Origin of the sequence: Shewanella septentrionalis, from assembly GCF_025370265.1 — a bacterium.
In the GTDB taxonomy this organism is placed as follows: Bacteria; Pseudomonadota; Gammaproteobacteria; order Enterobacterales; family Shewanellaceae; genus Shewanella; species Shewanella hafniensis.
The window spans coordinates 1-12,702 of record NZ_JAMTCC010000064.1; the positions used below are offsets into that span (position 1 = coordinate 1).

The window sequence follows — 12,702 nt, forward strand, 5'->3', positions numbered from 1 at the left end:
AGTAACCGTAAGACCATCACCGCAACGGGGGACGCTTTTTCATGGCTATCTAAAGCCAACCATAGCCGCTTGAGTTCTTCCTCAGATAAATAACGCTCACTGTGCGTAGACTTATAGCGCTTAAAGCCTTTGCAAGGGTTACTTTGCGCTGGACGATACTCATACACTTCGGCTTGCTGCATCATTACCGACAACAACGGCAACAAGCGATTAGCCATGCCTTTCGAGGCATGCATACCATCAAACCACTGCTCTATGTGTTGTCGTGTCAACGCTGCAAGCGGAACATCACCCAACACAGGGGCGATATGCCGCGTAAAACCACGCTGGCTATTGAGTAATGTTGAGGGCTTCCAATGACGGGCATATCTTGGAAAAAACTCTTCTGCGAACGCACAGAGCGTAAGAGAGGGTGCGGGTTCACGCACCACCCCATAACGTAACGCATCTATCTGCTTTCTTGCCTCAAGTCGCGCATCATCGAGCGTGATATCATTTGCATTGCCGATAACATGAAGTTGTCGCAAGCCTTGATACTGGAAACGAACGTAATAACACCGAATACCAGAGGGATAGGCTCGCATAAAAAAAGCGGGAAAATATTTATCGTAAAACACCGTTATTTTCTGTGGTGTGGGTAAATTATCTATCATTGACTGTTGCAGTTTAATACTCGGCATAGGTTTTCCTCGTTCAGTAAGGTGGCATTCATGAGGTGTTTTCGAACCATTTTCGGGCTAAAAACACGTAAAAAATGCATTAGATTTCACTGAGCAAAAAAACAATAAAACACATTTAAATCAATGCACTAAACTCAACAAACAACCACCCCCTTGGAGCGTGGGGTGTGGTCTTATTTTCAAGGTTCCAACTTCACTATTTTGCCAGGGTTTTGCACTTTTCATTTTTTAGGGTTTTTTGGGGGATTTTCGATTTTTGCTAGGCGGCTGCCGTATGAAGCGGCAAAAGTATCGCGGGATTTACAGGCAAAAAAAACGCACTCAATGAGTGCGTTCTCTGCAAGCGTGGCGGCTTAATATTCGCTTGGTAGTAAAACGGTGCTGCTACTTCTATCCGCTTCGGTCACGATCCAAATTTTACCCTGTGGCAAATTATAAGCAGACAACAAGCGGCCACCCGTTTGATTTAATGCTTCATCGTTTGCCTGCTTATCATCTTCGGATAGATCACCCCATTGGCCTTTAACATGCAGCATTAAAAATGGATGCAATAAACTATGATCACCATTGACCAATTTATTGACACCTTGAGTCAATGCTATTTTACCTAACATAAATAAATGCGCCATTGTAAATCACCTCCATAATATCGCTACAAATGCGCCTAATATTCATCAGGCGCTTATAATAAGATTTATACTTGCGTACCCATTAAAAATTGATGCGCCTTAGATGCTGCGCTTGCGGCCTTAAATACATAACGCTTATCCCCTTTTAATCTGTCTAGCCAACTGGCTATATAGGACTCATGCTGAACGTCACCGCCAACATTTAATTCAGCCATTAAAAAACTTGCGCCTATTTCTGCGATTAATTCCTCAAAGGCATAATCATCTGAACCAAAGCGAGAACCTTTAATTCTATCTAAACGATGTTTGGCGCCTGTCCAGTGTGTTAATTCGTGCAAGGCTGTAGCATAAAAATCACAATGATTTGAAAAACGGCCACGGCTCGGCATAGTGATTGAATCTGTTGAGGGGCGATAAAATGCGCTGGCCCCTTGCTCTGTTATTTTCGCGCCAGTATTCTTTAAAAAAATCTCTACATGGTCTAACGACTCAAAAATAGAACCTTCTTCAATAGCGGCCACTTCTGGAATATTTAGCCCCTCTATTTGTTCGATATTGAAAACCGTAAAGGATTTAATCATAGGGATATTCTCTTTTTCCCCTTCGGCGTTTTCCTTTTCCCAATTGGTGTAATAAATAATATTGGTGCCTTTTTCACCTTTGCGAACTTGTGCGCCTAATGACTGCGCCTGTTTATAGGTCAAAAACTGGTTTGATGTGAAACCCGCCTCAAACGCTGCAAACCAAAGTAAGCAAACATTAATACCGCTATAGGATTTTTTAGTATCAAAATTAATCGGCAATCCATTACCCCTTGATGATTTAACCCAAGGACACACCCAAGGCTTAACGCCCTTTTCTAACGCCTCAATAATTTTATTAGTGACAGCCTCATACATATCCACTTTTTTAAATGCTTTTGCACTTTTACTTTTTGTTTTGCTTTTTGAGATATCGTCTTTGGAGAGCCTGCTTGTTGCTTGTAAGCTGGCTTGCTCATTGAAAGGCTTAGTGTGGCTTGCTGGGGTAGTGATTGAGTGTGTCATGGCTGCTTGCTCCGTTTGGGGTCTATCATCTTCGTTTTCGCCTGACGTCCTGTTCGCTCGCCATCGTTCTGATTGACAAGGGCGCGCAGCGGCGAAGCGAACCCTTGGCAAGCGGGTTGTGGTGAGCGACAGATAAGACGGCAGCGTAAACGAAAGGGATAGCACCAGGAGCGGCCATGATGCCGAAATGAACGACCAGCTTAGCCACACTTGCCGCGCAGTGAGTAGGACTGTGCTTGGCGGTTTGGTGGTTTGGTGGTTGCGTTAAGGATTGGCAAGCAGGAACGTAGAGCCACGGCAAGCTTGCTTGCCATCAGTGGATCACGTTATCGCGGGGAGCGAAGCGAAAAGCCCGACCGAAGGGAACGCCCAAGTTCATCAGTTATGTTTAGATGACATAGCGCCACAGCAGCCAATAGACACTCAGAATGAATAGATTAACCACCACGCCACTTTTCCAAGCTAGCTAAGGGGTATTATCAGATAAACGCTAAAGGGCGGCGTAGCCGCCGCTTGTTTCGCCGTTTGCGGGAATATTGAGGACTAGGTTTGCGGTCATTATCACCGCACTCACATGTCTTCATCTACGGATTTGATGATGCTGTATTTTTTAAACTCTGGATGCACTTTAAGCTGCTCGTGAACATCTTCGGGAATATGAAAATTGATCTCACCCGCCTCAATCAAATATTTAAAACAAGCAAAGCCCTCAAACTCAAGCCCAGACTCATCAAGCACGCGCTGCACTTGGTTTGCTTGGCATCGATACCGCGCCCCCGCGACAACCACAGTCACCGCGCCAGAGGGCAGAAAGCTCATCGTCACCGGATAGTGATGGCCACCAAACAGATTCATAAAGGAAAAATCAGCGCGATTAAGTTCACGGGTACAACTAACGATATTATTGATTGGCATGATAGCGCCCCTCATTGCTTATGAACCGACACTTTTTTGAACGGCACGCTTGATAAAATCGTTTGTGCTCATTGATGCCTGAAATGCTGCAACAGAAGCCGCTAAATGCAAATCATGGCCTAATCGAATGTTAAGCGAACCCTTGCAAGGCTTTTCAGGCGTCACGTCTTGTTGCGCACAGTCAGTAAGATAATCATTAACGGCATCCTGAAAGGCTTTCTCTAAGCCTTTAGCGGTTTCGGCCTCATAGTTGATTAATGGTGAAATGAATAACACCTGCCCAAACAAAATATCATCATCAGGGCTGATTTCAACTGAGCCGTGATACCCTTTAAATGTCATTGTATTGTGCATCATAGCTTTCCCCATTCGGTTAATTTGTCTCTGACTTGACGCAATGCGTAAGCCTTTAGTTCATTGCTAGGGTGAGGTTTGTGCATATTAATTAACTCTTTCGGAACACCGTTATCAAACTTGACTCGCGAACCATCACCCTCAACTTGCTTATAACCTAATGCTTTTAAGGCACCCGTTAATTCATTCCAAGTCAGCGTTTTGGCCGATTTGAGTTTTATTAGGTATTTATCCGTTTTAGTCATAATCCCCCCGACAAGATAGGTACATTATATCAAACCGCCCCATGATAGCAACTAAATACAGTTGCACTTAGTTTGTTTTTTATTCTGCTTAGACGTTGATTTACCCTGATAGCTCAGGGTAAATCAGCATCGGTATGAGGGTTAAAAACCTGCTGGCATCAGCGCATCAAAGTAAGATTTTTGAGCATCGTCCAGCCCTTTACGCTCACCGTTGACTAAGCTATCAACCTGCATGGCCAAATCCTTTTTCTTGAGTGCGGCGGCTTGTAATGCCCACTGCTCACCCATGACAGGCTGAGCCATATCAATTAAACAAGACAAGCTCACGCGCTTAAAGAAGGTTTCTGCCGTAGGTCGCCAGTAGTTAGACCATTTCACATCGAGGGTCGAAATAACGGCCTCAGCGGCGGCATGGCTATTATCAATGGATGCCTCAAGCATGGAAGCCGTGGCGTAAGCCACCTGCTTTTCTTTCTCTTTTACATCGAGGGCGCAAAAAGCGTTAAAGCGTTCAGCGACCGTTGGCCGTTCAACCCACGTTAAATTTAGGCTGGTCTTCACCTCTTCAATTAACTGCAACGCTTTGTTATCCGTGAGCGCTCCCGTTTTAGGATGGCAAGTGGTGTCGTTAACGCTGATATGCAGTGGACGGCTGCCATAACGTGAGTCTGTGAACGCGCTTACACAGACAGAGAAATGCAACGTATCAAGCGCCACCGTTGGCGCACTCATTAACGCATGTTTCGTGATAATCAAACGCTGCGCCCGTAAGTCCTCATTGAGTGCCGCCGAATAGCCGCTAACGTCCTTCTCTTCAACTTTTTTCACATCACCATCATTCAATGAGCCAGATTGCACACTGGCTTTTAATTGTGCCAGTGCCTTTTTGTCGTCTTTATGCACCAAACCCATATAGATACTGACAGGCTCACCATAACTTTTTAACACTAGCAAACACCCCGCTAGCGCCATTTCAGCGGGTTCATACTCACCCTCTTTTAAGGTAAGACGTCCAAACCCTGCAAGTTCATCATACTCAGAAACTAACTTTATCTGTGTCCACTTCCAGCCACGCGCGATTAACTTTGCTGCTTCGATTTCCAATTTTGCGGTCGCTAACGTCTCAAGCAAGGCTCTATCATCAAGGTAGACTTCATCACTGAACAAGTCTGAGGTCACAACCCCACCCGCCTTTTCGTATTCCTCTTGGCCTACGAACTGAGCCAGATAATGCTCTGCATCCACAGCGGCATCTTTAAGCATATTGCGGAACTGGTTTTCGTTGTAACGTCTATCACCTGCCAGCTCCCACACTTCGGCTTGCTTTTCGACACTGGCAATCGTAAACACCATTACGATATCAAGTGACACGTTCCCCGCTTTATACGCATCGAGCACGACCGGCGCGACCATGCTTAACTTCATCCGCTGCTGTACGAACTTCGCTTTGACACCAAACCGCGCCGCCACATCAGCAATGCTAGCGCCCTTATTCACCATCTCAGCAAATGCGTGAAATTCATCGACTGGGTGCATATTGGCGCGCATGAAGTTTTCAGTCAGAGATAGCTCGGTCGCAAAATTCGCCACTTCATCCACAGTCAGTAACTTGACCGACACCAGCGAGGTAGGTTTCAACTTATTATTTTTAACCGCTTTAATCAGTTGTTTCAGCCTGCGGCCACCGCCCAACACAGGGTATAAACCCTGTGCATTCTTAGGCTCGACTAACAAATTTTGTAAAATGCCATGCGCCAAAATAGAGGCATACAACTGTTCATCGTCAGCTTTAGACGCATCCCCTTTACGCACGTTCAAATCAGACAGCACCAATTGATTAATCGGTAACTGCATTAACACTGGCTTGGTTGTAGCGGCCAACGTCACCACAGCATTGCTCGCCTTTACGGATTTCTGGACAATATCGGGCTTGTTTGAGCCTGCTTTAGTCTTGTGGCTGGTCGGTGAAATGGCGGCTTTAGTGTGCGTTGCTTGCGTTTGAATTGAGTTTGTCATTGCTAGTTTCCCTGTCAGTTAAATATCGTTCTCGTCTTCGCCTAACTTCCTGACTCATTTCACGCTCTGACAGACAAGGGCGCGCAGCGGCGAAGCCTCCCTTGGCGGGCAGGTTGTGACATGAGACAGATTAGAAGTGACAGCGCAGACGTGAACGGTATTAACAGGGAAACGATGACAAGCGATAGAGAAGCGCACGCTTACGCACACTTTAGCCGGCAAGCAACCGGACAGTGCTTTAGGACGTTGATGTTTGCTTTGGTTTGGGGCTTGGTGGTTGCGTTAGGGATTATCAAGCAGGAACGTAGCGCCACGGCTTGCTTGCCATGAGTGGATCACGTTATCGCGAGAGCACAGCGAAAAGCCCGACCGGAGGTAACGCGCTATTTAAACTTGATCTTTAAGCCTAATTTTTTATACTCCCCGACACTTCTCATTAAGGATACTTTTCAATGACGGACTTTATCAGCACGTTAACCCACGCCCGTAAATTCAAAGCCGCCGTATCAACATTAGCATTAACTGAACTGCACTCATTTCAAGAGAAGCTACTCGCATTAATCGACACGAGAGAAAAAGAAGAAGCAGAGGCCGTTAATCTTAACGCTGAACGTAACGCACAGCTCAATGAGATTAAGCGCAAGATGCTCGAACTCGGATTAAGTGCAGAAGACCTAAATCACGTTACAATGCCGAAGAAAAAGCGTGAACCTCGCCCTGCAAAATATCAGATTGAAGTTGATGGGGAAATGCTGACTTGGACAGGCCAAGGCCGTATGCCGACAGAGTTAAAAAAAGAGATCGATGAAGGTTTTGAATTAAGCGATTTCCTTATCGTCCAAAAAAATTAACCCCTCGCAGCTAAAGTAATCACCCGCGCCAGACAAACGCAATAGCGCGAATTAGACACTAGCGGCCTACGGGCTTTGCTTTAGATTGTAATGATGCAGACCTTGATCACCCAAGCTTGCCTTGTCTGGTTCACGCGCCAAATTTCGTCATTTGCGCTGGCCTCGGGCTAACTTGCTTTTGCCCCATTGTGAGTTACCGCTGCAAGTTCAACACACATTTGATAGCTCAGTTAGCCATAACTTGTACTAATGGCAAACTATAACAACCAGAGGCCATTGAAATAGAAGGGGCAACTGGAAGTGAAGACTATGGAACTGCCACTATTGAAAAGCCAAGCCTAGTAGGAAATGTGTTCAATGTTAGAGTGACTTTTTAAATTTTGCATAGGCAATGGCATGCTGGCGAATGGTTTCAAGGGCTACTTCGTCGTCCATGCAGTCGCAAGGTAGACTTTTCAAATTGGGCAGACCTTCGACCTGTTGTAGAGGCTTGCTTAACCAGTTCCAAGCGGCAGGAATGCTCTTAGCGACTTGTCTGTCACTAAGGATCTCCAGTATCTCGTGTACTCTATCTGGATATTTGAACCAGCCAATAGGCTTAAAGGCTGACCTTTTCGCTGGTAGCCTGCAAGGTAGTTGGGATGCAGCAAGCTCTTCATCTGTAATATGATGAATTGTCCAATCAGCAAGTGCACTCAAGCTTTTGTTAGCTCGTCTGGAGTCATCGTTGCTTTTGATTGGTACGATAAGGCCTATCTTCACTTCACCTCGAACCTGCAACTTATTGTACGCGCGTATTTTACTTAGTGCCGGTGCTATGTCGGTATCATTGGTTACAAATACAACCTGTTCTAGATCCGGTTCAGTGATTGCGTCGTAGACAGCTTCAATTGCGACATTCACATCACTTTGCTTCTCTTCTAGCTTCCAGATCTTTACGCGCTGTGAGTCTCTAGGTTGTTTTTCATTTCCTTTATCGTCTTTTTCGACGCAAGGGAACTTTGTCTTATCAATCGCATAGCTACCCTTAATAGTTTCGAGGCGTGATGCGCAGTGGATATGCAGAGCTAGGTGGTAGGAACGCTGATCGTTGAGAGAAGTGTTGTCAGATGCTGCTTTTTCGGATATTTCAGCCGTGAAGAATTTAACTCCAATCTTCTCATCTAGGACAGAACCTCGTTCCCCTGAGCGTGCTAACAGTCGTTCTGATAAAGAAATTAGGTCTAGCCATTTGTGAGGAGTACCTTTGAGGCAACCAAAGTAGAGGTTATAACCGTCGATATATATTCTTGTTTTCACGTTTATTTTTGCCCTAAATTGAAAAAACCGACTCAAAGGTCGGTTTTTTCGCCCAGCTCCAGGGGTCTGTATGTCGCCACGCGTGGAAGAAGGGTAAGTTGTAGTGCAAGTATACAAGAGTTGCAATCGGTACGCAACTCTTGAAATCAATAGCTTAAAATTGAAAAAACCGACTCAAAGGTCGGTTTTTTCGCCCAGCTCCAGGGGTCTGTATATCGCCGCGCGTGGAAAAAGGGTAAGTTGTACATAGAAGATAGCGAATCGCAGACTTTTTTGCAACTTTATTTAAGTGTTTGTCATTGAACTTAATCTGTACCAATAAGGTTGGATACCCGTTCAAGCGACTTTTCAATATCAAAAGTTATCCACACCTTTCTAATTTAAATTATTACCCTAAGAAAGCTTTTGTCCAGAGGTATGCTGAAGCTGATCACGGCAAAAACACCTTTGCCCCAAAGTGAGCCAGAGAGGGATTGAACTCAGTTTCAAATCCTGCAACTTGCCTTACTTTCGCTTAACTATTTTTAAGGCCTAGTAGCAGAGAAGTGAATATTGCTCTCTGGTCTTGTAGGCTCTCGAAGTATAGCTGGTCTAACTCTTCTACCTGAGCGATGGCTTTTTTCGTTAGAGATTCTCCAGTTTTCGAGAGTTTGAGCGAAAAACTACGTGTATCTCTAACGTCTTTATCTTTAATTATGATCTCATTAGCGACTAGAGTCTTCATCGACTTGGATAGTGTCATCTTATCCAAGCCAGTGATATTGACTATTTCTGCTTGTGTTGTTTTGTTTTTATTCTTGTTACACCATAGTATGGAGGCGAGTATAACGAACTGAGTATGATTAATATTTAGAGGCTTGAGGTGCTTCATTACCTCTGAATGCCATTTATTGTAAACAACCCAGAGCTGTAGACCTACGCTGTTCGAAGGGAGTTCGTGCTTAAACATTGTGTTCAGCCCTTTTTTTTAGTCCTTCAAGAGTAGACGGTAGACCTTTATAGATTTTCTTTCCAATGATTTTCCCAAACAAAAAACTAGTTAAACCTGAAAACTTAACTCTATGAATTACTTGAGTTACTTTTCCATTGACCTGCAAATGATGCTCAAATGATAGAACGCAGAATGGTAGTTTACTTGTTACAGTAAAGTGCTTATTTGGTATAGCATCTGCAATTACAATCTGTGATTTAGGTCCATTACTCGGCTTCAGAATACCCTTAGTGCCGATCTTGAATTCTCCCATGAGATGAGAGTAGTCAACTTCTTTATCCCATTGACTCCAATTTTCGACATCGGTATATAACGAATATATGTCTTGAGGTGAGGCTTCAATGCAAATACGTTCTTCAAAAATCATTCTGTTCCATCTCGATTGGAAGTTGGTAAACTGGTTTACTATATTTTGTTATGGGCATGTTTGCAAGAGCAAGTAAGTGTATTTGAATAGGAGGTAGGAGTGCACGCTTAATAACTCTTGTCTATAGACATTTAAAATGGGAACGAAGTTAACAATTTACCGTACCTGTCGTTATTCATTATTTTCTAATTTAGTAAAAGCGCTGGCAAGGTTTTGTCCAAAAATGAGTCAGTGAATCACTCTACACCAGACTGATTCACGCGAGCATTAAAACAGACCCATCTCGCCCCGTTTCTTCCTTCCAACGGGGCTTTTTTTACCCTAGAATGAATCAAATCTCTAGAGAACTGATTCAAACTTTGCAAAGTGTCAGCTTGTAACTACTCGGACAGACTAATTGACGCTCAATACATATGCCTACTTTTTAGGGTGCAGCAAAATATGACCTTGTTTTTCGTCAACATTATGCTGCTGTATTTCAGCCAAGAACAAGTCTGTGGCATTCACTAAATCAACTACGTCTATTACCTTATCTGACTCTAAAAACAGTGATACAGGTGCAACCTGCTCACCCGCTATAGTAAATCCGTTTTCGATATGCTCTTGCAACATGTAAATGGTATTGGGTAATTTAACCCCGTTATCGGCAATATTTAGAAATCGAGTGGGGAGGGCTAACTCTGTTTCGATACACGTCAACAAGTCAAACAACTGTTTCGCTTTCGTCGCTTGCTGGTCATAATGTTGCGACAGTTCATAAAGCCCAACAATTTTAGATTCCAAATCATACGAGGCAACACGCCCTAACGATATTAGGCTCCTTATCTCCTTTTTCCCTTGTTGATAGCGCTTATCTTTTATCATTGGTTTTAGGTAGCGAACCAAAATGTCATTACGCTTTGCTTTAGGGGTAAAACGTGCTGTTTCTGCCACGGTCAAATAAAGGTGTATCAGTGCGTTATCGAGCACATCACAAAAATCATAGCGAGAGTTCACGCTGTATATACCAAAGTCAGAGATGGATGAGTCATTTTACCCTTTTGAGCCTTTAAGGGCTATTTTTAGCTGAACAACCAATGTAGTGAAATTGACCAATTATTGAGAGTTGGTTTTTTAGTATTTCAGGGGCAGTAAACCTGTGATTTTAAGCCGTTCAACAGTGATATTGATTGAGTGGTCATAACGTGTTGCGCACAATAACCATAATGGTAAATAGACCGCGAAAATGAACATTTAGCGCTTTTCTTGTAAAGAAAAAATGAAAAAACTTATTGAGCGCGGAGCGCAAACTTACGACCACCGCAAATGTTAATCTGGCTGATTGTGGTAAAGCTGGGGGCAGTGCTGTTCTGTCCTAGCTTTTCCACATGAGGGCTATGCCAAAGTATTAATATTTTTGATATGACAAGTTTATCTTATTTACGCTATTTACACTATTTACGCTATTTACGCTATTTACGCTATTTACGCTATTTACGCTATTTAATTTTAATGGTAAGGTGGATTCATTATCAATCAAAGAGTAACTTACGATGACTATTATTTTAGTTGGCGCTCAAAAAGGTGGTGTAGGGAAAAGCACTATTGCAGCTTCTATCGCTGTAGAACTTGCTCACTCAGGACAAGACGTATGTATTGTCGATGCAGATAAACAGCAATCACTGTCTAAATGGCATCAATATAGATCTGAATTGGAAGATCTCCCAACGGTTAACTGTGTTTCAGCTACAGGCAATATCGCAACTACGTTAAAGGACTTGAATCAACGTTACGGGGTGTTAGTCGTAGATGTAGCAGGTCGAGATTCTATTGAGATGCGTTCGGCTATGGTTGTTGCTGATATTTTGATCTCTCCTTTTCGTCCATCTCAAGCCGACTTAGATACCATCCCTCATTTATTAGAAATGTTTGAACAGGCCAAAGTTATGAATCCTGGCCTTAATGGGTTCTTAGTCCAAAATATGTGCCCCACACTTCCTAGCTTGAAAGATGCGGATAAAGCCGCAGAGCTACTTGAGGGGACTGAATTAATGGAATTAGCAAATGTAAGGCTTTGCGATAGAAAAGGACATAGGGACGGATTCGGCTATGGATATGGTGTTAAGGAATGGAAAGAAAAAACAAACAGTAAATCAGATGAAAAAGCAGCTTCAGAAATAAACTGGTTGATTTCTGAGGTGTTAAAAAATGCGTAAGCCTACATCAAATAATAAACTGAGTGAAAATTTTATAAATGGTGCTGAAAATGTTGAAGTCTTAAAACGAGGAAGACCTAAATCAGGGGTAAAAACTAAGCCTGTAACTATTAGTTGTACCAAAGACGATTTAGAAGCAATGGAAGATGTGATCGAGTTTGCGTTAAACATTAAAGATACTGAGGGAAAGAGAGTTAAGCTAAATCAATCAGAAGCAGTTAGGTTGGGATTTGAGGCCGTAAAGGTTATTGCAAAAGATAGTCCAGAAATGTTTGAGGTTTTATTAAGAATAGTTAAATCTGGTAGGTAAGCTATTTAAACCTAAATAGGTTAAATAGGTTAAATAGGTTAAATAGGTTAAATAGGTTAAATAGGTTAAATAGGTTGTAACAATAAAGTATAGTCTTATACGTACAATAGATCTCGACATCCAAAATCACCCAATTTACATTAATAAAAAGAGTTACTTATGGAAGAAATAATTTTTTTTGAATACGATGATGTGAAAGTAACTAATGCAAGATTCTTAACCAATAATCAAACTTATGCGATGAGTAATGTCACCTCAGTTAAACCACACAAAGAAGACCCAAATCGACTAGCTGGAATCATCGCGATTATCGTAGGTTTGATTTTCATAATGAATGAATCGTATCTTGTAGGCTTTATTATTATACCGTTAGCTGTATATATTATGTCAAAGCAGAAAACTATTTACACGGTGATACTGAAAACATCATCGGGAGAGAATAGAGCTTTGCAAACTTATCAACAAGAATATCTCAATCAAGTTATTGACGCGTTAAATAAAGCAATTGTTTATCGTGGCTAGTTCGACCCGGTCAAATCCATTTCTGTCTCAGAGAGCAGAAATTTCGGAGGTTCTGGTGTAAACGTTAAAGTCAGGTGCTCTTGCAAATTAGGGGTTTTGTGCCCATCCCCTCGAAATTAACCTTAAGGCTAAATTTGCCCAACGCGCCAAAAATGTAAAGTTAGCAAAAAGGTGGATGAATCCTAACGGTACGGTTTTGTACGTTAAGCGTAAAATCAGTAAGTTATAAAGGCATGACGTTTGGGTATACCCCAAGTAAACCAGCTTTATCTCACTGCCAAT

16 protein-coding genes are annotated in these 12,702 nt (G+C 42.8%); 5 read left to right on the forward strand and 11 right to left on the reverse strand.

Annotated elements, in window-relative coordinates:
* The coding region (locus tag NE536_RS21520; protein ID WP_483414585.1) for a tyrosine-type recombinase/integrase at positions 1 to 680 on the reverse strand (680 nt) is incomplete at its 3' end.
* Positions 681 to 845: 165 nt separating this feature from the next.
* On the opposite strand from NE536_RS21520, the gene NE536_RS21525 reads away from it, so the two are divergent.
* A complete protein-coding gene (locus tag NE536_RS21525) occupies positions 846 to 1,037 on the forward strand; it encodes a hypothetical protein (protein WP_080517150.1) in 192 nt (63 codons plus the stop codon).
* Here the strand turns inward: NE536_RS21525 and NE536_RS21530 are convergent.
* The 6 genes from NE536_RS21530 to NE536_RS21555 all read right to left on the reverse strand — a co-directional run bounded on the left by NE536_RS21530 (position 1,034) and on the right by NE536_RS21555 (position 5,885).
* Positions 1,034 to 1,309, reverse strand: coding sequence for a hypothetical protein (locus tag NE536_RS21530; RefSeq protein ID WP_012589045.1), 276 nt, complete (start codon positions 1,307 to 1,309; stop codon positions 1,034 to 1,036). The genes NE536_RS21525 and NE536_RS21530 overlap by 4 nt on opposite strands.
* A 65-nt stretch (positions 1,310 to 1,374) precedes the next feature.
* Complete coding sequence (locus NE536_RS21535) at positions 1,375 to 2,355, reverse strand: ArdC family protein (protein WP_012592928.1); 981 nt, start codon at positions 2,353 to 2,355, stop codon at positions 1,375 to 1,377.
* 570 nt (positions 2,356 to 2,925) lie between these two features.
* Entirely contained in the window at positions 2,926 to 3,270 is a 345-nt protein-coding gene (locus NE536_RS21540) for a hypothetical protein (RefSeq protein WP_012589048.1), read from the reverse strand.
* A gap of 18 nt (positions 3,271 to 3,288) precedes the next feature.
* Entirely contained in the window at positions 3,289 to 3,627 is a 339-nt protein-coding gene (locus NE536_RS21545; RefSeq protein WP_012592979.1) for a type II toxin-antitoxin system HicB family antitoxin, read from the reverse strand.
* Positions 3,624 to 3,869, reverse strand: coding sequence for a type II toxin-antitoxin system HicA family toxin (locus tag NE536_RS21550; RefSeq protein WP_012592978.1), 246 nt, complete (start codon positions 3,867 to 3,869; stop codon positions 3,624 to 3,626). Before NE536_RS21550 ends, NE536_RS21545 begins: the two co-directional genes overlap by 4 nt.
* A 141-nt stretch (positions 3,870 to 4,010) precedes the next feature.
* Positions 4,011 to 5,885, reverse strand: a complete 1,875-nt coding sequence (locus NE536_RS21555) for a ParB/RepB/Spo0J family partition protein (RefSeq protein ID WP_261273972.1) — start codon at positions 5,883 to 5,885, stop codon at positions 4,011 to 4,013.
* Positions 5,886 to 6,337: 452 nt separating this feature from the next.
* Between NE536_RS21555 and NE536_RS21560 the strand changes: the two genes are divergently transcribed.
* On the forward strand, positions 6,338 to 6,736 hold the full coding sequence (locus NE536_RS21560; protein ID WP_012592976.1) for an H-NS histone family protein: 399 nt from the start codon (positions 6,338 to 6,340) through the stop codon (positions 6,734 to 6,736).
* A gap of 360 nt (positions 6,737 to 7,096) precedes the next feature.
* Here the strand turns inward: NE536_RS21560 and NE536_RS21565 are convergent, their stop codons facing one another.
* The 4 genes from NE536_RS21565 to NE536_RS21580 form a co-directional block, all read right to left on the reverse strand.
* Positions 7,097 to 8,035 (reverse strand): NYN domain-containing protein, encoded by a 939-nt coding sequence (locus NE536_RS21565; RefSeq protein WP_248373144.1) that lies wholly within the window; start codon positions 8,033 to 8,035, stop codon positions 7,097 to 7,099.
* Between the two features lie 514 nt (positions 8,036 to 8,549).
* The gene (locus tag NE536_RS21570; protein WP_171311291.1) at positions 8,550 to 8,984 is read right to left on the reverse strand and encodes a transcriptional regulator, SarA/Rot family; all 435 of its coding nucleotides are present in this window, start codon (positions 8,982 to 8,984) and stop codon (positions 8,550 to 8,552) included.
* A complete protein-coding gene (locus tag NE536_RS21575; RefSeq protein WP_102464168.1) occupies positions 8,977 to 9,393 on the reverse strand; it encodes an SRPBCC family protein in 417 nt (138 codons plus the stop codon). Before NE536_RS21575 ends, NE536_RS21570 begins: the two co-directional genes overlap by 8 nt.
* Positions 9,394 to 9,810: 417 nt before the next feature.
* Entirely contained in the window at positions 9,811 to 10,362 is a 552-nt protein-coding gene (locus NE536_RS21580; RefSeq protein ID WP_261273973.1) for a DUF2913 family protein, read from the reverse strand.
* 563 nt (positions 10,363 to 10,925) lie between these two features.
* On the opposite strand from NE536_RS21580, the gene NE536_RS21585 reads away from it, so the two are divergent.
* From NE536_RS21585 to NE536_RS21595, 3 genes are all read left to right on the forward strand, one after another.
* Positions 10,926 to 11,588 carry a ParA family protein gene (locus tag NE536_RS21585; RefSeq protein WP_014615474.1) on the forward strand — a complete coding sequence of 221 codons (663 nt, stop codon included), beginning with the start codon at positions 10,926 to 10,928 and terminating at the stop codon, positions 11,586 to 11,588.
* Positions 11,581 to 11,898: a hypothetical protein gene (locus NE536_RS21590; protein WP_014615473.1), complete on the forward strand. Its 318-nt coding sequence runs from the start codon at positions 11,581 to 11,583 to the stop codon at positions 11,896 to 11,898. Before NE536_RS21585 ends, NE536_RS21590 begins: the two co-directional genes overlap by 8 nt.
* Positions 11,899 to 12,057: 159 nt before the next feature.
* The gene (locus NE536_RS21595) at positions 12,058 to 12,420 is read left to right on the forward strand and encodes a DUF6232 family protein (RefSeq protein WP_014615471.1); all 363 of its coding nucleotides are present in this window, start codon (positions 12,058 to 12,060) and stop codon (positions 12,418 to 12,420) included.
* Positions 12,421 to 12,702: the final 282 nt, after the last annotated feature.

What these genes read in the sequence shown, in the direction of transcription:
- NE536_RS21590 (WP_014615473.1), top strand. Translation starts at nt 11,581, where the DNA reads ATGCGTAAGCCTACATCAAATAATAAACTGAGTGAAAATTTTATAAAT.
- NE536_RS21595 (WP_014615471.1), top strand. Translation starts at nt 12,058, where the DNA reads ATGGAAGAAATAATTTTTTTTGAATACGATGATGTGAAAGTAACTAAT.
- NE536_RS21575 (WP_102464168.1), bottom strand. Translation starts at nt 9,393, where the DNA reads ATGATTTTTGAAGAACGTATTTGCATTGAAGCCTCACCTCAAGACATA.
- NE536_RS21570 (WP_171311291.1), bottom strand. Translation starts at nt 8,984, where the DNA reads ATGTTTAAGCACGAACTCCCTTCGAACAGCGTAGGTCTACAGCTCTGG.
- NE536_RS21550 (WP_012592978.1), bottom strand. Translation starts at nt 3,869, where the DNA reads ATGACTAAAACGGATAAATACCTAATAAAACTCAAATCGGCCAAAACG.
- NE536_RS21545 (WP_012592979.1), bottom strand. Translation starts at nt 3,627, where the DNA reads ATGATGCACAATACAATGACATTTAAAGGGTATCACGGCTCAGTTGAA.
- NE536_RS21555 (WP_261273972.1), bottom strand. Translation starts at nt 5,885, where the DNA reads ATGACAAACTCAATTCAAACGCAAGCAACGCACACTAAAGCCGCCATT.
- NE536_RS21585 (WP_014615474.1), top strand. Translation starts at nt 10,926, where the DNA reads ATGACTATTATTTTAGTTGGCGCTCAAAAAGGTGGTGTAGGGAAAAGC.
- NE536_RS21530 (WP_012589045.1), bottom strand. Translation starts at nt 1,309, where the DNA reads ATGGCGCATTTATTTATGTTAGGTAAAATAGCATTGACTCAAGGTGTC.
- NE536_RS21540 (WP_012589048.1), bottom strand. Translation starts at nt 3,270, where the DNA reads ATGCCAATCAATAATATCGTTAGTTGTACCCGTGAACTTAATCGCGCT.
- NE536_RS21535 (WP_012592928.1), bottom strand. Translation starts at nt 2,355, where the DNA reads ATGACACACTCAATCACTACCCCAGCAAGCCACACTAAGCCTTTCAAT.
- NE536_RS21560 (WP_012592976.1), top strand. Translation starts at nt 6,338, where the DNA reads ATGACGGACTTTATCAGCACGTTAACCCACGCCCGTAAATTCAAAGCC.